General features: G+C 38.4%; 19 protein-coding genes and 2 pseudogenes. 6 read left to right on the forward strand and 15 right to left on the reverse strand.

Annotated features, from left to right (window positions below; all coding sequences use genetic code 11):
• Positions 1–114: 114 nt before the first annotated feature.
• Positions 115–351, forward strand: a pseudogene (locus B5F07_RS19460) (GDP-mannose 4,6-dehydratase); the annotation flags it as partial.
• 7 nt (positions 352–358) lie between these two features.
• Positions 359–1,291, forward strand: a complete 933-nt coding sequence (locus tag B5F07_RS19465) for a GDP-L-fucose synthase family protein (RefSeq protein WP_334293375.1) — start codon at positions 359–361, stop codon at positions 1,289–1,291.
• On the opposite strand, the gene B5F07_RS19470 is transcribed toward B5F07_RS19465, so the two are convergent.
• The 14 genes and pseudogenes from B5F07_RS19470 to B5F07_RS19530 form a co-directional block, all read right to left on the reverse strand.
• Positions 1,288–2,463 carry a Coenzyme F420 hydrogenase/dehydrogenase, beta subunit C-terminal domain gene (locus tag B5F07_RS19470; protein WP_087162874.1) on the reverse strand — a complete coding sequence of 392 codons (1,176 nt, stop codon included), beginning with the start codon at positions 2,461–2,463 and terminating at the stop codon, positions 1,288–1,290. The genes B5F07_RS19465 and B5F07_RS19470 overlap by 4 nt on opposite strands.
• On the reverse strand, positions 2,460–3,614 hold the full coding sequence (locus B5F07_RS19475) for a polysaccharide pyruvyl transferase family protein (protein WP_162613183.1): 1,155 nt from the start codon (positions 3,612–3,614) through the stop codon (positions 2,460–2,462). The genes B5F07_RS19470 and B5F07_RS19475 overlap by 4 nt, the downstream gene beginning before the upstream one ends.
• A 70-nt stretch (positions 3,615–3,684) precedes the next feature.
• Positions 3,685–5,091: a lipopolysaccharide biosynthesis protein gene (locus tag B5F07_RS19480; protein WP_087162876.1), complete on the reverse strand. Its 1,407-nt coding sequence runs from the start codon at positions 5,089–5,091 to the stop codon at positions 3,685–3,687.
• Between the two features lie 273 nt (positions 5,092–5,364).
• Positions 5,365–5,817: a hypothetical protein gene (locus B5F07_RS22435; protein ID WP_140398057.1), complete on the reverse strand. Its 453-nt coding sequence runs from the start codon at positions 5,815–5,817 to the stop codon at positions 5,365–5,367.
• Positions 5,818–6,603: 786 nt separating this feature from the next.
• On the reverse strand, positions 6,604–7,842 hold the full coding sequence (locus tag B5F07_RS19490) for an O-antigen ligase family protein (protein WP_087162878.1): 1,239 nt from the start codon (positions 7,840–7,842) through the stop codon (positions 6,604–6,606).
• A 19-nt stretch (positions 7,843–7,861) separates the two neighbouring features.
• Positions 7,862–8,779: a capsular polysaccharide synthesis protein gene (locus B5F07_RS19495; protein ID WP_087162879.1), complete on the reverse strand. Its 918-nt coding sequence runs from the start codon at positions 8,777–8,779 to the stop codon at positions 7,862–7,864.
• Positions 8,772–9,803, reverse strand: a complete 1,032-nt coding sequence (locus tag B5F07_RS19500; RefSeq protein ID WP_087162880.1) for an acyltransferase family protein — start codon at positions 9,801–9,803, stop codon at positions 8,772–8,774. The genes B5F07_RS19495 and B5F07_RS19500 overlap by 8 nt, the downstream gene beginning before the upstream one ends.
• Before the next feature lie 25 nt (positions 9,804–9,828).
• On the reverse strand, positions 9,829–10,392 hold the full coding sequence (locus tag B5F07_RS19505) for an acyltransferase (protein WP_087162881.1): 564 nt from the start codon (positions 10,390–10,392) through the stop codon (positions 9,829–9,831).
• Between the two features lie 7 nt (positions 10,393–10,399).
• On the reverse strand, positions 10,400–11,368 hold the full coding sequence (locus tag B5F07_RS19510) for a DUF6625 family protein (RefSeq protein WP_087162882.1): 969 nt from the start codon (positions 11,366–11,368) through the stop codon (positions 10,400–10,402).
• A gap of 56 nt (positions 11,369–11,424) precedes the next feature.
• A complete protein-coding gene (locus B5F07_RS19515; RefSeq protein ID WP_087162883.1) occupies positions 11,425–12,309 on the reverse strand; it encodes a glycosyltransferase family 2 protein in 885 nt (294 codons plus the stop codon).
• Entirely contained in the window at positions 12,306–13,346 is a 1,041-nt protein-coding gene (locus B5F07_RS19520) for an acyltransferase family protein (RefSeq protein ID WP_087162884.1), read from the reverse strand. The genes B5F07_RS19515 and B5F07_RS19520 overlap by 4 nt, the downstream gene beginning before the upstream one ends.
• 3 nt (positions 13,347–13,349) lie before the next feature.
• On the reverse strand, positions 13,350–14,540 hold the full coding sequence (locus B5F07_RS23615; protein ID WP_242972605.1) for a radical SAM protein: 1,191 nt from the start codon (positions 14,538–14,540) through the stop codon (positions 13,350–13,352).
• A 45-nt stretch (positions 14,541–14,585) separates the two neighbouring features.
• A pseudogene (locus B5F07_RS23620) lies at positions 14,586–15,779 on the reverse strand (glycosyltransferase); the annotation flags it as partial.
• A complete protein-coding gene (locus B5F07_RS19530) occupies positions 15,776–16,960 on the reverse strand; it encodes a glycosyltransferase family 4 protein (RefSeq protein ID WP_242972603.1) in 1,185 nt (394 codons plus the stop codon). The gene B5F07_RS19530 and the pseudogene B5F07_RS23620, both read right to left, overlap by 4 nt.
• Before the next feature lie 445 nt (positions 16,961–17,405).
• Between B5F07_RS19530 and B5F07_RS19535 the strand changes: the two genes are divergently transcribed.
• The 4 genes from B5F07_RS19535 (at position 17,406) to B5F07_RS19550 (ending at position 21,664) form a co-directional block, all read left to right on the forward strand.
• Positions 17,406–18,074 (forward strand): Rpn family recombination-promoting nuclease/putative transposase, encoded by a 669-nt coding sequence (locus B5F07_RS19535; protein ID WP_087162886.1) that lies wholly within the window; start codon positions 17,406–17,408, stop codon positions 18,072–18,074.
• Between the two features lie 17 nt (positions 18,075–18,091).
• Positions 18,092–19,666: an AAA family ATPase gene (locus B5F07_RS19540; protein WP_087162887.1), complete on the forward strand. Its 1,575-nt coding sequence runs from the start codon at positions 18,092–18,094 to the stop codon at positions 19,664–19,666.
• A gap of 42 nt (positions 19,667–19,708) precedes the next feature.
• On the forward strand, positions 19,709–21,118 hold the full coding sequence (locus tag B5F07_RS19545) for a restriction endonuclease (RefSeq protein ID WP_087162888.1): 1,410 nt from the start codon (positions 19,709–19,711) through the stop codon (positions 21,116–21,118).
• A 72-nt stretch (positions 21,119–21,190) separates the two neighbouring features.
• The gene (locus B5F07_RS19550) at positions 21,191–21,664 is read left to right on the forward strand and encodes a hypothetical protein (protein WP_204248872.1); all 474 of its coding nucleotides are present in this window, start codon (positions 21,191–21,193) and stop codon (positions 21,662–21,664) included.
• A gap of 38 nt (positions 21,665–21,702) precedes the next feature.
• Here B5F07_RS19550 and B5F07_RS19555 read toward each other — a convergent pair whose 3' ends face one another.
• On the reverse strand, positions 21,703–22,641 hold the full coding sequence (locus B5F07_RS19555; protein ID WP_087162889.1) for a tyrosine-type recombinase/integrase: 939 nt from the start codon (positions 22,639–22,641) through the stop codon (positions 21,703–21,705).
• Positions 22,642–22,655 lie beyond the last annotated feature (14 nt).

The raw sequence follows: 22,655 nt of genomic DNA on the forward strand, positions 1-22,655 counted from the left end.
CTTACCAACTCATGTAAAAAACTCCTTACCGCATGATGTAAAAAAGTTCTTACCGCGGCATGTAAAAAACTCCTTACCCTGTGGCTGTAAAATCACCTTACCACGCACAGGGAAGGAACCGGCTTGGATGAGAAGGGATACGACGCGGAGACCGGAAAGATGCTTGTCTGCGTGAATCCCGCGTGGTTCCGCCCGACAGATGTGGACAATCTCTGGGGCGATCCCACCAAGGCGAAGACAGTCCTGGGATGGAATCCGCAGAAGACTTCCTACGAGGAGCTGGTCGAGATCATGGCAAAACATGACCGGGAACTGGCTAAGCGCGAAAAAACCTTAAAGGAGTGTGAATAAAATAATGATGGAAAAAGATGCAAAAATTTACGTTGCAGGGCATCGGGGAATGGTGGGTTCCGCCATTGTCCGTGAGCTGGAACGCCAGGGATATACGAATATCATTACCCGCACCCACAGTGAACTGGATCTGTGCCGCCAGGAAGCGGTGGAGCAGTTTTTCGCTGAGGAGAAGCCGGAGTATGTTTTCCTCGCGGCGGCAAAAGTGGGCGGCATTGTGGCAAACCAGGAGGCGCTGGCGGACTTTATGTACGACAACATGATCCTGGAGATGAACGTGATCCACTCTGCATGGCAGAACGGCTGTAAGAAGTTGGAGTTTCTGGGAAGCTCCTGCATCTATCCCCGCATGGCGCCGCAGCCCATGCCGGAGAGCTGCCTGCTGACAAGTGAACTGGAGAAGACCAACGAGGCATATGCTCTGGCGAAGATCTCCGGTCTGAAATACTGCGAGTTCCTGAACCGTCAGTACGGCACGGACTATATTTCCGTAATGCCTACCAACCTTTACGGTCCTAACGACAACTATCACCCCACCCACAGCCATGTCCTGCCGGCGCTGATCCGCCGTTTCCACGAGGCGAAGGAGCAGAACCTGCCTTATGTGACCTGCTGGGGCGATGGCTCTCCGCTGCGTGAGTTCCTGTATGTGGACGATCTGGCCAACCTGTGCGTGTTCCTGATGAACAATTACAGCGGCAATGAAACGGTAAATGCAGGAACCGGCAAGGAGCTGACGATCAAAGAGCTCACCGAGCTGGTGGCAAAAGTCATCGGCTACGAGGGAGAGATGTCCTTCCGCAACCTTGCACACACCTCTCTGGTGACGCCGCCATTGTCTGAGAGAGTATTCTTCAGAATTTTTCTCCATTTGGTTTTCTTTATAATAAGTATAGGTTATATATATCAACACAACGGTTACGCAAACAATATTCGTTAAGAATACTCTTTTAATTTATTCCCAATTAATGGGAGGCCGGTTACTATTTTATAAAGCTTTTTATTCTTTCTGATGCCTCTCCTCAGCCAAATATATAAAGTTTTATTCGGATAAGCTTTGATTAATGCCTTTATTCCACCTTTATCATTATATATATTGCAGAATCTATCATAATTTACGGGTTTATGAGCAGGCTCTCTCAAAGGATGGTTATATGGAATTGCTTCCTCCAGTTTTCTTTCTTCACAGTTAAATGAATTACTTATTTCTCCCCAAAGCCTCATCCCTTTATCCGAATTAATAGCAACAAGATTAACACCTTTGCTAATGTCATACTCATTTTTTAATCCCCAGAAATCACCAATTGTAATGTCACCACATCTGTTTTTACCTGCATATTTACAGGCATAACAATTTTCTCTAAAAATATATCCCTCTACAAACCCATTTAACCAAAAACTTGCTCTATAGGGCGTTTTAAATATACAATTTCCACCATTATCGTATCCTTCTAAACAATACTTATTGCCATCCCTGAAAGAAACACTTGAAACGGCTTTTTTTGTCTCCAAATTTATTCCGCATAGAAAGCAATCTAAAGAGGATACTCCATGACACAGAATATCTATTAATATCAAATTGTCAGGTATGTCATTTAAATAGCGTGATACTCCGGCAATCTGACATGGTGTTCCGATAAAAACGATTGGAATATTTTGTTTCAAATCAGACTCCACCTGTTTATATATATCATACATGTGGCTATGAACATATTTTGATCCTTGAATTTTATCTATATCATTCAACGAAGTAATACGAATATGTCGTACCTCCATCCCAATCATTGCAGCTCCATAAACTACGCCGCCACATCTAACAGTGTATTTTGCAATCTCAGTCGCCACACCGCCTGATGTAGATGATCCTCTTACCGATAAATCTTTGCTATAAGCAGCAAAAACTTTTTGGGGTTCACTTGCTGGTATTTCCTGTAATGCCGGGCACACCTTAATGCAGCTTCCGCATTGAATACATTTATTCTTATCGATCTGAGGGTATAAAGAGCCACAGTTTTCTTTGACCATAGAAATACAGATTTTAGGGCAAGTATTAACACAAGCAAAACATGCACAGCACTTATCTTTGGTAATTTTTTCGATTGTATCTCTCACTTAAGTGCCTCCAATAAAAATTCTAAAGAATCTTGTCGCATTTTTCCAAGTATACGGTCAGCATAATTCCACTGTTTTTCGCTAATTTCCGTCTTCTGTGGTACATTTCCCCATCTTTCTCGTAATCCAACAACATCAAGAAATTCCAATATCCTGTTATTTTGTTCCGGTCTGCTTGAATCTTTCTCTAAAACAATGAAATTGGTATGACATAAAACGGAAATAACAGTAGCATGGAATGAATCCGTAACTACTATTGAAGCTTCATTTATATAACTGACAAATTTCCATGGATCAACATCCCAATCTGCATATTTTTCTAATGTTTTATCCGCCCTATAATCACTTCCGGCATTAATTACTGCATGAATTGGCAACTTCATTTCGCTAGATTTTAATATGGCCCATTGCCGATGCTTTCTGTTATTTCCCAAAAAATAGCAAAACATATATGGGGGTAATACCAGCCTTATTGCATTACGGAGTAAACCATCTCGTCCTAATAATACAACGGGGTCAACGACAGTAGACACTGGCTTCCCAACAATTTGTGCTAATTGATCACGACACATTCTATCTCGAATTGATATTGCCTTAAAATCCTTCAATGCAGTCTCAAACAAATGCTCATACTCTGCAGGAATTGATTTAGTGCTAAGACTTGAACCATAAGATAATTTTTTTCCTGCTTTTACCCATTCTAATAAATAGGTTGAATCAAGAGCTTCCGGATTCCATATCTGATCACTACCTGAAACTACTAAATCATAGTTTTCTCCAAGCTGTTGCAGTTCGATAACATCTTGAACATAATGGTCAGTCGCAAAATTAAAATTTTGTCTCAAAAATTTATCAAATGCTTTTTCTCTTAAATTAAAAAGTATTTTCTTCTTTTTGTATATTTTTTTATCTTGAATCTGTTGTAACTTAAGTAAATATGAATGTGGAAAAAATAATTTGATAAATCTATTATTTTTTCTTTGTTTTTCAGGTTTATGTGGAAGAATATCACATATGCACTCTTGCATTGCTACATTTAAGTCTAATCCCGTAATCATTGGTTTCTCAATTATACTTTTCAGAGCATATGCTTGTAACGCTGTACCATAATTATTATTTTCGTACCATGTAACAAGTAATATTTTTTTCATATCAAACACCATTTTTCTTATATTGCAGTTTCTATTGGGAAAATTATAGTAATTTAAATATAGAACATTATCATTTTCCGATTTTTTTTCTTAACTTCCTAATCACAGCCTTTAAGTCATTACTATAAATAAACAAAAGAACTATAAATGTAATCATTTCAAAGATATACATAAAAGAACGTTTATTAACAGATAAACAAATTGACTGAATTATCAAAATAATATACGAAATTATATCTCTCTTTAAATTAATATTTATACTTACAAGTTTTTTTGCAGCCCTTAATCTAACGCCCCACACAAGCACATAAGAAATTAAAGTTGCGATTGCAGCTCCAACAGGACCAACAAAGTATACAAATACAATATTTAGAATTGTATTAACACCGGCACCCGTTGCGGTAGTCCTGGCAATAATCTTTGAATCCTTCGCCGCAGTAAATATTCCGCCTAAAAGACCAGAAAGAGATCCAAATACAACGGAAAGCATTAAATATGGTGCATACTCCCATGCCGTATAAAAATCGTTTGCAAAGAGAACATGCGCTATTATTTTATCTCCTGCAATTAGGATTGAACATACTAAAACCATTCCGCAATTATAAAGTTTATAAATACTTGTATAAAACTGACTTCCTTCTTCATCTAGCTCTTTTACAGCTGATAAAGTCCACGCCTGATTAAAAATTGTTTGAAATACAGATAATAGAGACGGAATTTTATAAGCAACAGAATAAATTCCATTTGCTGCCGTTCCACATAGCCATGTAACAATATACCTATCGGATACATTGTTAATCCACCAACCGATCTGATTTAAAATTAATGGTAAACTATATGTAACCATTTCCTTCTTTAAACATTTTGATATGTGGCATTTTAAATATTTCCATATGCGCAGGCGGAAAATAAGATATAAAGCTGTAATTCCAAACGCTGAACTATTTGCTATAAAATATCCTTTTATTCCAAGTGGAAACACAATCAATAATACTATATTTAGAGAAATTGTAGTAACTGAGCTTAAAATTCCAGATACTGCTACATCGAATATCTTTTCAAGTCCACGCGCAAATTGCGTTAAGATGTCTGACAATAAGCAAAGGCAATAGTACAACAAGAAAAATATTGGATATTCATTGAATATATCAATTATCCCAAACATATAATTAATGGCAACTAAAACAAGAACACAGATACATGCCCTTAGGTAGAATAACATACCAATTGATAACACATCTTCAGGACTCTTTTCCTTATCAAGTGTAAATCTTAACACTGCATCAGAAATGCAAGCAGATAGTAACGGTATTAATAAAAAAGCTGTTGTTGTATATAAATCATAAGTACCATATTCTTGAGTCGTAAGTACGGTTGTATATAATGGTACTAATAAAAAAGACAGAATTTTGCTGGCAAAACTACTTATAGTCATCAATCCCATATTCTTTAATAAATACTTATATTTTCCGAGCATAAATACACCTCTATAACTCAATTGATATAACGCTTCAAAATGTCTTTAAGTACTGAATATTTTTACTTACGTTGTCTACGGAAAATGCAAATCCGGCAGTTTGAAACTGATATTCCGGATGTCATAAGCCGACTTAATGGTCTTACATATCAAATGTAATAAATATTTAGTGTTGTCTAATCTTGTATCATAATTTTTTTAATTATCATTATTTTGCAATGGTTGCTTAGAATTTAAAACCATTGCTATAGCAATGAATCCTATTATACCTGCTCATGATGACAGAATTGCAGAACCAACCGCGTGAATCATATATGAAATAAAGCAGGAGTATAGCAAAGCTTTTTTATCAGGCGAAAAATTATCTTGTATTTTAAATGATATAAAAATACGTAAATAGACGAAGCAATAAAGAAAAAATCCAATCCATCCAAATTGTCCTAAAGCCATAGCCCAAAAAGTATCACTTAAAAATGATCCGTCGTCAGGATTCATTCCAAACAAACGAGTAAACCCATAAAGATAATATAACGGAGAGTATTGTCGTGCTGCTTGGTCAGATCCAAATGTCGCAAATCCCGAACCGAGCGGAAAATAATCGTTAGCTGTCACACTACCGTAATAGAAGAATAAGTATCTCGGCGCATTTTCATTCATCAAGTAAGTTTGTATTTGAAAGGAACCAATTAATACAATCACAATTACGAGAAATACTAACGTCCTCATCTTAATTTTATTTTTTCGTCTGAAATAATATAGAAAAAATAAAAACATAATCCCAAACAATAAAGGAGAACTTTTTATAGAAAATATTAGACTAATACAGCCCATAATATAAAATTCTATATTTAACCAAATTGTTAAGAGATAAAGTTGCAAATATGATTAAACTAACAGCCAAAAATTGGGAACTCATTGGAAAATAAAATTAAGCCCCTGAATTCCATATCTTTCCGATCCCGTCATGCCAATATTGGCAAATTGAGACAATATGCTGAAAAGAAATGCTAAAACAATAAACTTCTTTGCAACCGGAGTTAACATTCTAACCAAAGATTTTTTTGATTTACTGTTGATAAAATATTTTATTGTAAAAAAATCCATAACACCTTTGTTTCTGCTATAATATCAACAATAACTGAAAATGCTGGAACAGAAATTCCACTCACCAAGTTAGATAGAAGCCCTATTCCAATTACACAAACCCTAAGTAATATGTTTACACCATCTTTTTTGGTAAGTTTATTTTGAAAAGCAAGTAATATAATATAAACAATAGAAAATAAACAAAGTATTTCATCAAAGTAGCTACGTCCACCGCGAATTTCAAAATATATTAATGCAAGTAAAGTTGCAAATACAACTCATGCATGCCATCATAAATTTTATTTCCAATTTTAATATCTCTCATTACTTTCTCTACCTCTACTTTCTATAATTCTAGATTAAACATGAACTATGAGATAAATATTGGTATAGAAAGTAATTTTATTAACTGCGCAAACTATTATTCTATTGATTCTTTCTATAAACCAATTTAGAATTACCTCCTCCCAGACGTAGCTGTGCATCATATCTTACAACCAGTAAATAAAACGGGAACGAAAGTGCTGCGCAAAAATACGTATAAAACATATTAAAAAAAGCGTTAAAGGCCCACATTATAATAAGGGTAAGAATTAATATTCGAGAAATTCCTTTTTTTTGAAGGAAATAGGTCATAATACGTTTTATACTCCATAAATAGATGCCCAATCCGAACACTCCATAATCACTTAATATTTGTATGAAGTCATTATGGGCCCACAAAGGATTATGAAATCTTTCCCTATTCAAATTAAACAGCCAATTGACACCATTACCAAAAATAATTTTAAATGGCGAGTTTTGAAATATAGCATTAATATCATAAGCCCAAAACACTGAACGTCCACTGGTAAATGCTTCAAGCGGATTCATACCAAGACTTTCACTTCTGCTACTTGTGGTAATAAACTTTTCGCTAATAGGCGACGATATTACTACCACAATAAAGGCACTAATTCCCATAATCATTACTGGAAAAAACCATTTCTGCTTTTTCATATTAATATAAATAAAAACTAACCATGCACATAAAAGAACCATTAAATATGTTCTTGTCGTACCCATTAGAATACATAAACTTGGGATTAAAAGTGCTATCATATATATTTTTTTTCTATATTCATAATATTGAAATGTCAATAAGGCAAATACATATACCGCCATTGCACACAAAAGGAATGTAGTACCTGCAAATGATACAAATCCACGTGTTTCACCTTCATATACATAACTGCCGGAAAAGAAGAATGATATAAATACCATTCCATTCCATATAATCAATATTGCATCGATATATCGCTTATGGCTTTTCATGAAATCTAAAACATAATCTGAATTTCTTATATAAAATCCAAAATATATCAGTAAAAAGGGTAGATAAAATAACATGTTATCTTCATAGTAGTTAAGTCCCCAAATCATTACATTGTACACTAAAGTCAAAAAAATATATATCAGAATAAAAAAATCTTTTTTAGGAATCCCATTATTAAGATAATATAAAAAAAATAATATAAATGTTAAACCCGTCAGCAACAAATTTAATGGTCCAATATACACTTTCAACATTGATGAAACTGGAAATAATAATAACACATACATAATCCAGTTCCTTAAACTACCTTTTTCTATTAAATTTCTTTCATAAACTACATTATCATTCATTGGCGAGTGACCTCATTTTCTATCTACAAATATCAGTCAAATGGTCGGCTGTACTATCCACAGAAACTTTTTCAAATTTATAGGTAAGTTTATGTACAGATGTTAGATGTTTAATTCCCTCTATCCTATCAATATCATAAGTCTTTCCAAGTTCATTCATCAAAAAATGACTATCTATCTGATTATAATATAAAACATTCTGCCACTCCATTTTATACTTATTAGCTACCATTCGAAAAAACATATGAAATATAAAATAGTTTTTTACATAATCATACTGTTTCCAGTATTTATATAGCAATTCTAGCGTATTTAACAAAAGAATATTATTGGTTTGTTTACTATAAATTAACCAATTAGCCATATTTATCATTTCCATATCCATCCAGCCATTTCGATAGACGAAAAAATCTTTTTTTGTAATATATTCAGGAAGCGGACCGGTAAAAAAAGTTGTTGCATCTAGCCACATACCACCATGACGGACTAATAACTCAAGCCTTAGTAAATCTGAAAAATGTGTATTTGAAATAATTCTACTTTTCCATTTTTCAACAATGTACTCTGGAAAATGTGCATATTGATCATAGTTTTCTTCAGTGATAACAATGATTTTTTTATCTTTCAGCCAGTAACAGATGGACTCGTAACAGTCCTGTACAACCTTCGGAGCATTTTCTATTCCCTGAAGCCAACAGATCCATACATAGTCCTCTTTCATTTCTAATTGTTTACAGTCTATATCCTGTACACTCTTTGCATCTTCTAATTCACATCTAAATCTTTTTTCGAGCCAGTGATATGCCTTGTACATTGTAACCTGTCCGGCAAGATATTTATCTGCAAAACCGGTTTTAATAAGTCCATAACCGAAAATATCTGTAGCCAATGTATGGGATTTAATACTTTTGTTAATTAATCTTTTATATTCAAACATATTTTTCCCTCTTCATTTTAATTGCTTTTGACGGCTCTATCCAAAAGAGAAGCCACCATTTCCTCCGGGCAATTTCATACAGCAAAACTGGAACAAGAATGCTCACTAATAATCCTGCTGAAAAATGGACAGAAAACGAATTAATACCTATTTTCAATAGTATTGTTCTGAATCCCGCGGCAACGATTGTATGTATTAAGAATACAGGCATGAAATATTTACTAAGCTTGGGAACTATATTTTCGCCTTTTTCACTAATCACGACAGCGAAAAGACAGACAAATGCATAAACGAACATAGCAGCTATAATAAACTGTACAGACATAGAGTCACAATTTACACGATAATATATCAATGACAAAAGAACTCCTATAATAAAACAGATTGCCATTACTGCTTTATTAAGGATTTTCTTCCGTAATTCACAGTCTGTCAGAATCATGCCAAATGAAAACCATATTGCATTTCCAACTACTTTTCCTATAATATCAGGAAAGGTAAACGGCCATGGTATAAATACATAAAGGATCTTAGCAATTACTGAGATTAAAAAAATCAACACCAGGTTATTTTTATTTTTTTGTCTTGGAATTACACAAAATATAAAAAACAAGGCATATAAATACCAATATGGTGCTACCGGTTCCCAGAAAATTGTCCGTATTACAGGAGTTGCCTGATTATTCACAGCATCTGAAAAGATAATTTTCAGCATAAGGGTGATCAGAGTAAAAAGCAAATAAGGAACTCCTAAATTCAGCGCTTTATTTTTAATATTGTTTATATGTGAACGAACGGAATATTCGACCTTTTTACATTGATACAAATATCCACTGCAGACAAAGAAAAGAGGAACATGAAATGTGTAGACGGTCTGTATTGGAAAGCAATAATAAAAAGCATCTCCCGCAATCCAGCCGCCTGCTTCCATAGACATATATAGATGCCCGACAACCACAAGCAGACACGCAAACAATTTCATGCTGTCAATCCATACGATTCTATTCTTACCTTGAGCTGTCATTCAAGTTCAACCTCCAAAGTGGACATTATCGGTGTCCTTTACGTCGTACCATTTCTTCTACTGTACAGGGTTCTCTCAGTCCCATATCCAAATATGGCTTACTGAACGCAAGCAGTTTCCTTTTTGATTCCTCATAACTTCCGATCACTTTGGCAGGAACACCAGCAACAACACTGCCGCTTGGAACGTCTTTTGTAACGATTGCTCCTGCTGCTACAATACAGTTATCACCAATCGTAACGCCAAAATTAATAATAGCGTCTGCTCCTATGTAAACATTGTTCCCAATCTCTACTTTTCCGTACCGACACAGATATTGATCTGTATGCTCCTCGTGATTAAATACTGTATTTAATGCTGAATGGGTAATTAATCTCACTCCTGCCGATATAGCTACATTATTATGTAAATGGACTAAAAAAGGCTCTGCAGGTAAAATATTGGATTGATAATAACAGTTTTCACCTATCTCAGCAAAAAACTTGTGCTTTTTCATATAATCCATTTTCTTCCAACCATCTCTGATGGACAACATTTTAAACTGACGCCAGTAACGCCGGAATTTATCAAAAAATATATATGCCTTCATATTTTCCTCACTTCTTGTATGCCAGCATACCTTTAACATTAAAGATGATTCTTTCTAATGTAATTTTCTTTCTGTTAAACCAGATACTTTTCGCATAATATTTTATTTTGCTTCTTTTACTTTTCTTTTTAATCAGATCAGGTGTAATTTCATAGTATTTATCTGTTGTGGTGTCCGGATAAATCAAATACTGTTTTTTCGGGCTATACTCTTTGATCTTAAATGTTGTTGGACGGCACCAATAATGGAGATACATATATTCTTCAGTTTCTATTTTCCCTTGGTATAAATAATATCTTGTGATTACTCCGTTTTTCCAAGTGAAAATCTGTGCTTCGTTTTTCTCTCTATCTTCCTCTGACTGCCAGTCCAAATAAAATCCATAATCATATTTCAAAAGATTTGCGAAATCAATCCCTTTATACACAGGTATTCCCAATCCTTCATAGATCGTATCCATTCCAGGCTCATCAAAAGCATATCCTTTATCTGTAGAATAAACCTCTTTATAATTGAGCTTCCCATCCAGACATGCTCTGAAACGCGCACACACTTCCGGTGTGTTTTTAAAAAGCATCGAATGACCATTAAACCCAATTTTTTCATATTTGCTTAATAGCTCATCTGTATAGAACCTACGAATATTACCCCAAACTAAATCAACATCGCAATCTCCCCAAAAGTCATAACCCTTAAGCTCATCTGAAAAAATCTCACCATATGCAGGTTTGTAATCACAAAGTTTGTATGGTCTTTCCAATGAAATAGGAAAATCAAAAATCTTTTGGACTCTCATTTTCATTTGTTCAAAGGTCCAATACTGTACTTTTACATTAGCCGGATAATCATAATCTGTATGATCGTCTGTAAATATGAGCCAGTCAATCGTTGGATTGCATCCGCAGCTCATCAGCCAGAACTGAAATCCTTTCGGGAATTTTCCAAAGTATGGTACAACGTAAGCTATCGAATACATCCCAATTCCTCCATAAATTACACATTGGTTAAAGCGTCAATTATTTATATATGTAGCTAACTATATGTTTTTTTCCATTTCTGGTAAATAAACAGGCCAGGCAAAACACATATTGTCACGAGTCCCCTGTATTTTGATTTTTTTATTAAATCTCGAATACTTAATCCGGCAAATTTTCCATATATAACATATTGAAGAGCTCCCTTGATTCTGTAGTTAGGTTTAATGTCTGATTTCAAAAATTCTTCAGCGCGATACATACATCCAACCGGAGAAACAATATTGTGCTTACGGCGATTATTGGTAAGTCCATTTTCCAGATAATCACCTACATATATTGCTTTATTCACATGAACCATCTTATATTTTCGGGCCATACGCACCCATATAAGATCTTCACCCAAAAACTTTTCTCCCGGATATTCAGGAAATGGAAATTCTATCAGGCAATGGGTCCTAAAAACTTCTGCTTTATCGGCGTTTGTATCATCACCGTTTACCCGCGTATCTATATAGGAAGCAATCTTTTCATCCGGCTGAAACTTTTTCCCATTAATTTTTCCGTCAGGAAAACAGCGAAGAAATACATAGCCGCAAAGATTTGATTGATTCTGATATTTTTCATGAATCTTTAAAATCGATTGCACCGCATCATTTGTAATATAGTCATCAGAATCCACGATAAATGTCAACACACTTTTAACTGTTTTTATTCCAACATTTAAAGCTGTATGCTTTCCCCCATTTTCCTTGTAAATATATCGGATTGGAAAATCTGATTCTAACTGAAACTGCTTGATGATGCTTTTTGTATCATCTGTACTACCATCATCAACTACCAGCCATTCAAAATCTTTACTGGTTTGATTTTGTAAAGAAATCCAGAGTTTTTTTATTTCGTTGCAACGGTTATATGTAGGCGTTAATATTGTTAAAGTCATAACTTTTTTACCTTCTGAAACATATTATTCTCGATTGTTGTCAAAACTTTTTTCATAACAACAGAAAATACTACTGCAAAAGCCAGAGTTATTACTGCTGTCACAATATAACCAGCTACTTCATTGTTGAAAATATGTGTTAAATGTAATTTCTCAACTATACGAAACATCATCATGTGACACAGATATATCTCCATGCTTATACCACTGATGAAATGAGTGAACCTATTCTCCAGTATTCTTGCTCGTTTATAATTTCCAATCGCATAAACCAGAAGGAGACTGCATAACAACAACAATGTAAATGTTGATTTTCCTAATGAGAAGAATACTACTGCCGCCAATATACATGCTGTGAAAGATACTATTCTGAGCTTGCCGCATAATTCACTTAATCTTTCCCGATAAAGGAAAATCAACCCTCCCGCGAGAAAATAAACGGAACAATATAGAAAATTCGACCGATAATCAAAACCAGCAATCATATGATCCGAATTAAAAAAGTAAATTTGGCAGAGAATATTAAATACTAACGCAATTACAAAGGAACACCATGCCCGTCTTTTATTCTGGAGTAAGTAGCCGGCAAAAAACGGAAATATCAAGTAAAAAACAAATACAACACCCAAAAACCATCCAACGCCAATGACTGAAATGTTGGCATTTGGTAACAAGCCAAAGCACAAAGTTAAATTTGCAAAAGTTTCATATAAGGCTGGAAGACTTGGTGAGATGATAAAGTCCAACAGGCAAAGCACAGCAAAGTACGGCCAGATTTTCTTATACCTTTTGCTGTAAAACTCTCCAATAGTAATTTGATTATTTATAATGCGTTCATAATAGCCACAGCACATCGAAAACCCACTGATTATCATAAACAGAAATACAAATTCGCCCATGGTTCCTATGAGACTTTCACTGATAAAACCAGGTATCTGGTAATTTCCATTTGCCTTAATATGCATCAGTGCAATTCCGAGAGCTGCGTATGTCCTTAAGCCGTCAATAGCACCATAATATTTCCTTTTTACTTCCATAGGTTAAGCCTTCATCTGGCGGGCAATATCCGCATCCACAATTTCTTCGCCAGTTTTATCCTTAAGCTGCTCTTTACTTGCCTCGCTCAAACCATCATTAACTACTGCATTAAAATCACAGGTACTGCATTTATCCAACTGTTCTTTTGTTACTTTTCCATCTCTGTAATCCCGGCAGATCTTCAGTTCATACATGCTGTAGGGATGTTTGGTAAACAGTGATTTAAATTTATGACGAATAACCCACCAGGCCGGCACCCAAATATACTTATGCATAGCGGGAGAAACCGAACCGATCATCCAACAGTTCCGGTCACAGTGACGTACCTTTCGGCGTACCTTTTCTGCTTCCGGGCTGTTCCAAAGTTCATTCCAGCTTTGGGTATTCAGGTTCCCCATAACCTCTTTGTCCTTTGTACCATTGCAGGGCATAACATCACCGTATGGATCAATAAAGAAAGTATCAAAGCTCATATCACAGGGCAGCAGCCGTTTTTGTCCGTAAATATAGTTGATCAGTCCATGGTTGAAATACGCCCTGAACCATTTTTTGGGACTGTTACTGCGGAGCAGCTCATTGACCAGATTTTCAAAATTCTTAGCTACCATAGGACGGTTATGGATGATATTCTTTGCTTCCACAAAATAGAAACTGTTGTGTAAGGAAGCAGTAGCAAACTCCATCCCCATTTTATTGCTGATTTCATAAAGCGGAACCAGATCCGGGGCGTTCTTATCCTGTACCGTCATGCCGAATCCTACGTCCTTCATTCCCATTTTTCTCAGCGTTTTTAGGGTTTTATATCCCCGTTGAAAACCATCCTCCAGACCGCGGATCTCGTTGTTGGTCTTTTCCAGTCCTTCAATAGAGATACGGATTCCGATCTGTGGGAATTCTTTACAGAGATCGACGATACGGTCTGTAAAGAACCCGTTTGTGGAAATTACAATACGATCACTCTTTTTGTACAACTCCCGAACAATATCTTTCAAGTCGGTACGGATGAACGGTTCCCCACCGGTGATATTAGTGAAATACATTCTCGGCAGTTTCCGAATCGTTTCAATGGAAATTTCTTCATCCGGCTTAGACGGAGCTTTATACCGATTACACATGGAACACCGTGCATTGCAACGATATGTCACAATAACTGTGCCATTCAATTTTTTTTCTTTGCCCTTTTGTTTAGCCATAGTCTTTTCTCCCTTTGCAACATTGATGGCTGATGATTTTTTTCCTTTATAAATTTTCATCAGCTTCATTGCATATTTTTCAATATCATCAAAACGGATGTCTTTACAGTTATGACTGTACTGATCAGTGAGTTCTTTATTGCTCCAAAGTTCCTGAATTTTATTCTTCAGTTCTACAGCATTTCCGCTTTCAAAAAGTTCTCCTGTCTTATTAATCTGGATCAGTTCCGGGATACCACCGATATCCGCTCCAAGAACTGGTGTACCGTACATCTGACTCTCCATGACAGAAAAGGGGCAGTTCTCATACCATTCGGATGGATAGATACTGAACCGCGCTTCCCGGATCAGTGTTTCCAGTGATTCACCGCGTTGGAATCCAACATTTTTTATATTGGAAATGCCATTGATCTCGCTTTCCAACGGGCCAGTCCCGGCAAAGATGAAGGGAATATCCGGAAGCTCTTTACAGACTTTAATCAGGGTATTAATTCCCTTTTCTTTGGAAAATCTGCCAAAGTACAGAATATAATCTTTTTTAGGGGTGTCTTTCCATTCCACTCTGTCAACAAAATTGTGAAGCGCAACCGTTTTTCTGGCAAACAAAGGATTGCTGTCCAGTTTTGTTTTCAAGAACTTTGAACAGCAGATCATCGTATCGATGTATTTATAGGCACCATTCAGTTTCCAGAACTCTGCTTCCATTGTGCCGATTATACTTTTCGCTGTACTTCCATGGATACATTTGCCCTTTATGCAGTTTGAAAAGTGACCACCAAGACATTTTTCACAGTTTTCACCCGAATTAGGGTTATTACACATATGATTCGGGCATACCAGCTGATAATCATGTGCCGTAAAGATAATCCGGCACTTATTTCCCTCGTTGCGCCATTTCTGAATTTCCAGAATAATACTTGGAGTCAGCTGATAATTAAAATTATTGAGATGACATACATCCGGTTTAAAATCATCCAGAACAAGCCGCAGCTTTTTCCGCGCCTCAGATGAATAAATGGTCTTCAGAGGATATGTCAGCTTTGCCAGTTTAGAGCCGCCGTGAAAATCCATATCGGATGTGTATGCATTCACAGCATTTCCTACGCAGCGTCCCTCATGTTCCATACCGAAATACTGAACCTCATGTCCCTGGCTCTTCAGATAATCTCCTAATTTAAATATGTATGTTTCACTGCCTCCGTTTGGATAGAGGAACTTGTTGATCATCAAAATCTTCATGACACGATCTCCCCCGAATACCGATCCGCCTCAGCCGCCCTGTTTTCATACAGCCCCAGCGTCTTCTCCGTCACTTCATCCCAGTTATATCTGCCGCAGATATAATCCGCAGCTTCATCTTTATATTTCCTCACAGTTTCCGGCTCGTCCTGCAGTTTCTGCAGAACCCTCGCCAGATCTGTGCTGTTTCCTTTTTTAAACACTGCCGCTTTATCTCCGACCACCTCGGTACATTCCACGATATCTGACACAAGGCAGCAGTTACCATAACTCATCGCTTCCAACAGACTCAAAGGCATGCCTTCCAGATCCGAAGGCAGTACATATACATAAGCGTTGCTGTATAGTTCTTTCAGGAGTTTCCCCTGCACGAATCCGGTAAACAAAATGCGGTTATCATCCTTTGCCAGTTCTTTCAATTCATCTGCATAGGCATCGGTATCCGAAGAGCCTCCTGCAATGACAAGCTTCTTCCCGGTTTTTACCTTTTTGAAAGCTTCGATCAGGTATTTCAGTCCCTTCTCCGGAACTAGCCTGCCGAGATAGAGGTAGTAGGAATCCTTTTCCAGCTCAAACTTCTTTGTGATCAGCTCGGCTTTTTCCGGAACAGGACGGTTGACTCCGTTAGGAACAAACACCGTTTCCCTTCCATAAGTTTTTCTGAAATAATCCTGAACGCCCCGGCTTAGTACGATGACTTCATCGGCGAACCTTGCGGCGCATTTTTCGCCGAGCATGATATAAGCACTGGCGAATTTTCCCCACTTGGCTCTTCTGTGATCCAGGCCGTGGATCGTAGCCACACACCGTTTGCCAAACAGCTTCGGCAGCCAGAGCATGGCGCACGGTCCCTCCGCGTGGAAGTGAACCACATCATAATTCCCAAATGCGCAGTGTAGGGCCGCAAAAAAAGAAGCCGACATTGCTGCAAGTCCTTTCTTGTCAATGGTAAATACGGATTTCAGCCGGACTCCTTTATAAGAATCTGTTTTCTTTGTATCAAAGGCTTTTCCACTTACGTGGTGCCCCTTCCGGTTATAGCAGGTTACGTGATGTCCCAGAGCAGCCATGCGTGCCGAAAGCTCCTCGACCACCACTTCGATTCCTCCCTCACGGGAAGGAATCCGCTTGTGGCCGAGCATTGCGATGTTCAGTTTTCCATCGTTATGTACTGGTTTCATAAGTAATTCCTGCCTCTTTTCAGTGCATGTTTGGCCTGTTTTCGCCTAATAATTGTTATTATTCATGTCTGTTTATTTCACATTTTGTTTACCTAATAGCTTTTAAAAACAATATATTATCAGATAATTTTTGAAATTGTTTTTAAATCGAGTTTATTTTTTATATTATTTATGTTCCTCTCTCCGGTTCTTTTTAACTTGTTAGACTTCACCAAACCAACAAATTATCATTTAATTTCCCAAGTTGTTTCTTTCGTCTAAAAAGCATCAATAATTGCATTAATATACGCAACAATGGCACTATATAATGTTTTTCTAAACACACTTATAGTTTTATAAACAATCATTGAGTCGCTTGCATTCCATCCTGTCGGATGCTATGATTGCAGTAGAAAAAGAACGTCCCGGGAATTCGTTCTGACAAATATGACAGGCAGGTGATTATATGGAACAGAGGCAGGGGCGGTCGGCAGTCCTTGACTGCGTGGCAAAAGACAGTTCAGACAATCGATTTAACGTAGAAGTGCAGCAGGAAAACGAAGGAGCTTCTCCCAAGCGGGCGCGTTACCACAGCGGACTTCTGGATATGAATACGCTGAATCCGGGGGAAGATTTTGACAGCCTTCCAGAAGCTTATATTATTTTTATAACAAGGGATGATACACAGGGAAGTGGACTCCCGATTTATCACATTGACAGAAAGATTGAAGAGACACAGACTTCATTTCATGATGGGTCCCATATCATTTATGTAAATTCCAGTATTCAGGATGACACTGAGTTGGGACGGTTAATGCATGATTTCCACTGTCGAAATGCAGATGACATGACAAGTATAATACTGGCAGAACGGATGCGGCAGATTAAGGAGACTTCGAAAGGAGTAGAAGAGATGTGCAAAGAAATGGAACAAATTTATAATAAAGGGATCGAAAAAGGAATTGAAAAAGGGATCGAAAAAGGAATCGAAGAAGGAAAAATGAAAAAGGCAAAAGAAATGGCTCTTTCTTTCTCGCACATGGGAGTGCCTGCAGAACAGATTGCTGAAGCTGCGGAAGTAAGCGTGAATCTTGTGCAGGAGTGGCTCTCAGAAAAGACTGGTGCGGCAAAATAGTAGGAGGGATATTCGGAGTGGGAAATTATTTAAATGTCGGAAACGCAGGATTTACTGCTGTTCGAAAGGGAATCTATGTTGACAAAACCGGAATGATTTCTTTTATTAATAGTACTTTAGGAACCACGGATAAGATGACCTGTGTAAGCAGACCACGGCGCTTCGGCAAATCGTTTGCGGCTAAAATGTTATGTGCGTACTATGATAAAAGTTGTAATTCCCGGGAGTTGTTTGAAGATCTGGAGATTGCAGGTGATGAATCCTTTGAAAAATATCTGAACAAATATAATGTGATCTATCTGGACATTACATTGTTTATATCAAGGGCAGCGAATATAAAAGATGTAGTAAAAAATATTAATAATGAAGTTATGAATGAAGTTGCAGAGAATTTTCCCGGTGCGCCGAGAAATGCTGATCTGGCAGAAGTTCTGGTATATGCTGCAAGAACATCGGGCGAGAAATTTATCATGATCATCGATGAATGGGATGCCCTGTTCCGTGAGGCGAAAAACGACAGCTCGCTTCAGCGGGAGTATATTAATTTTTTAAGGGGGCTATTTAAGAGCAGTTGGACAGACATTATTTTCGACGCCGCTTATATAACAGGTATTCTTCCGATAAAAAAATATGGAACTCAGTCTGCCATGACGGATTTCAGAGAATACACCATGCTTACGCCAAAGAGACTGGCAGAATATGTGGGCTTTACAGAAGCGGAAGTTCAGGCGCTTTGTAGAAAGTCAGGAATGGATTTTGATCAGATGCGGAAATGGTATGACGGATACTCTTTTAGTCGGGTCAAATCTGTATATAGTCCGAATTCAGTAATTGAGGCAGTTAAAAATGGGGAGTTTCACAATTACTGGACACAGTCGGAGACTTATGCTTCATTGCAGCTCTATATTGATATGAACGAAGACGGATTAAAGGAATCCATTGTTCAAATGCTCGGAGGGGCGCGTATCAAAATAGATGTTGTTACATTCCAGAACGATATGACAACAATCAGAGGCCGGGATGACGTTCTTACTCTTTTGGTGCACCTTGGGTATCTTGCTTATGATTCAGAAAGCAGGACCGTTCATATTCCCAATGAAGAAATTCGGGAGGAATTTGTCCGTGCAGTTACGACAGGAAAGCATACAGAAATCGCCAGGCTTATTCGTAGTTCCGACCAACTTTTAGAAGCGACACTGAACAAAGACGAAGATGCGGTGGCAGCAGCTATTCAGGAAGCACATAAAGCAGGAACTGCACCTACATTTTATAACAATGAGCAGGCTCTTCGAAGCGTGATTCGAGTGGCCTATATCAGTTGTGTGGATGAGTTCTTGAAAATTGATGAACTTCCTTCCGGACATGGCTATGCAGATGTGGTATTTTTCCCGAAAAAGGCATCCTCCATGCCATTGCTTCTCGTAGAACTGAAATGGAACAAAACGGAGAAAGGCGCTATTGCCCAGATCAAAAACAGGGATTATCCACAGATATTAAAGGACTATGGCGGTGATATTCTTTTGGTCGGAATTAATTATGATGCAAAGACGAAGCAGCATACCTGCAGAATAGAGGAATACACCAAAGACTGAACCGATAAACATAACAACTCATTATCCATATAAGGAGCGGCAATGGACAGCAGGAAATTTATCGAAACATTTGACAGTATTTATCAGGACGTCTACGAATATGAGTGGGACGAAGATTTAAGCAGGGTTACCCTATGGTTTAGCAATGAATTTAATGTAGATATTCAGGCAATTCGTATTGAATACAATGGTAACAGATACAGCATTTACCGGGAGTTTCTCTATGAAGACTATTATGGAGAAAATACCGCCTTGCTTATTGCGAAAGAAGAGCTGTTGTTTTATGACTGCATGAAAAAGGGCAGTGACACGATTCCAGATATTGGCTATGAAGATTCCATGGGATGTCCGTTTTTCTGTGAATTAGTGGGCTTTTTTGATATTCCTTTTTCCTGGAATGATTTAAAAATGCGGTTGGGATTAATCGAACGCGCATGCCGCGACGCAGGAACCACTGATTTTGAATCCGTAGATAAAGACACTGAGCTTTACACATCGTATCAGGAACTCCTGCAGAAACTGTTTCACAAAATGCAGGATCTCTCGCCGGATTTATGTAATACCCGTCTTAAGGATTCCGTGCTGAATAAAGATCATAGCCTGGATTTCGTACCGGCCTACATAAACGGACGCAATACAATTCTGACCGGAGTGGGGACAGAGTATCTGCCACAGGTTTGCGGCAAATTTTCTGCAGATAAATACACCTGCTATTCCGGAATCCGGTATTTTATTATCCGTTCCGATGGGACAAACGGCAGGACTGTGATAGCGGATATGGAACTGATCAATAAAGTAAATGCATTATTTCAGTCCTGTCATGACGATGATTTTGAGTATTTTGTAAATTATTCTCTGGACAGAACGAACCGTGTGGTGATGAGCTGTGGAGAAGTATGGGCTGTCATCTGCCCGATTCAGCAGGAAAAACATGAAGCATGCTATACTTTTGAGAAAAACAAAATAAAAAGTTTGGAGCGTGAGTTTATTGAAATTGCTCCTCCGGGGCTGTGGAAACGCACGTATGATTTTTCCATCCTGAATGCAGAGGAATTCGAGGCTATGTGCCGGGATCTGCTTTTTGCTATGAATTTTCAGAATATCCAGGTACAGGGGAAGACCTTCGCGCCGGATGGCGGCGTCGACATCATCGCGGAAGAAGAGTATTCGACTCTGATCAGAACAGAAAAGCGAAAGTGGATCTTTCAGTGCAGACATAGAAAGGGGCAGGTCAGCCGGAAGGATTTTTCTGAAGTACGTGATCTGCTGCCGCAGTTTCAGGCTGACTGTTACGGGCTTTTTTACAGCGGGTATCTTACACCGAATACGCTGGAACGGATAGAAAGTATAAACGCAAACAATCCTTTTATTGTGCAGGTCTGGGATCATAATGGACTGGAGATACTGTTGGCACGGTATACGGATGTATCGGCGAAATATTTCGGACTGTAAATGTTTTCGGGGCAGGAAGGTGTTAACTGCCGTTTTAAAAGGAGAGAGTGTAATAAAGGAGACACTATAATAATGAAGGAACAGGTTCAAAACGACACAGAATCACTTACAACACAACAGGAATCCGACCGGGAAAACGCTCTGGCGGTTCTCCACGAAACTATGACGGAGGAGGCCCTCTGGAGCTGCATCACCGCCTTTCAGGAGTACCCTTTTCATACGGCTTCCGGTCTGCCGTTTCAATACACGCTGAAAAAGGGAAGAAACGGGAAACTGACTCATGAGCTCTGGATTGACCGCAGGGAAGGGAGCAAAAGTCTGACCTGGAGTTCCGTGCGTCTGGCATTTCAGAATGTGAAAGAAATGCGGGAAAATGGGGAGCGCCCTTTTGTGGAACGCCCAAAAGGTTTGGGGGATATCCGCGGAGTTTCTTACATATATCCGCTTTTCATGCGCTTCGGGCTGATTGAAGTGCCGGAGAAATTTGCGGGAAATATGACTTACCAACAGCTGACGCTTCCCAAATCTTTGCTTCAAGGGGACTGATTCTGGCGTCAGCCCCTTTTCGTTTCTGCGCTATGTATCTACACATCCATCCGGTTTCTTCCATTATACTTTAACAGCACTTCTTTCTTCCGGGACAGAGACACCTCCGTGTAAATTTGCGTTGTCACAATACTGTTGTGCCCCATCAGCTCCTGCACGTCCCGGATTCCGGCACCGTTGTTGAGTAGTTGGGTTGCAAAGCTGTGCCGCAGATAATGGGGCGTTGAGTGTGGATTGATCTGGGTTCGGTCCCGGTATTTGTAGAAAATGTTTTCGATGCTATAAATGCTGAGCCGTTTTCCCATACGGCTGACAAACAGTGCAGGATCATCAGGATTCATTTCCCCGCGTGTCAGGAGCCACTGGTTGAGCTTCTGGCTGACAATCGGGGAAGAAATGAAGAGAATCCGCTCCTTGTTTCCCTTCCCGTGGATCAGCATGGAATTTTCCTCCCGTCGGTAATCAGCCAGATCCAGTGCGCTGATTTCGCCGATCCGCAGACCCAGACAGAAGAGAAGTTCGATGATGCACATATTTCTCAGGCAGAGTTTGCGGAAATATTCGGAGTGACTTTCCTGGTATTCCTCATTTACCGAGACAATCAGCCGCTTGATTTCCTCTGTAGTCAGCGTCTTGGGAAGTGTTTTCGGCAGCTGAAAACGGCGGGAGGAAAATGTGAGAAAATGTTCGCCCGGAGAGTATTTTCTGCTCAGGAAACTGCAGTATTGCTGGATGGACACATACTTGCGCCGGATTGACCGGGCGGTGAGTTCGATTTCGTTCTGCAGATAGAAGAAATACCGGGCAATCGTCTCGCTGTCCAACTCTGTGTATTTTCGCAGCTCGATCCACTGCATCATACAGGAAATGTCGCTGCGGTAGGCCTTCAGCGTACGGATCCCCAGATTGCGCTCAAGCGATAGTCCATCGATAAATTCATCTGTAAGTGCTTTTTGCTGTTTTGCATTGTACTCCATTGCTTTCCCTCTCT

It is taken from the genome of Lachnoclostridium sp. An169, from assembly GCF_002160525.1.
GTDB classification, from domain to species: Bacteria; Bacillota; Clostridia; order Lachnospirales; family Lachnospiraceae; genus Mediterraneibacter; species Mediterraneibacter cottocaccae.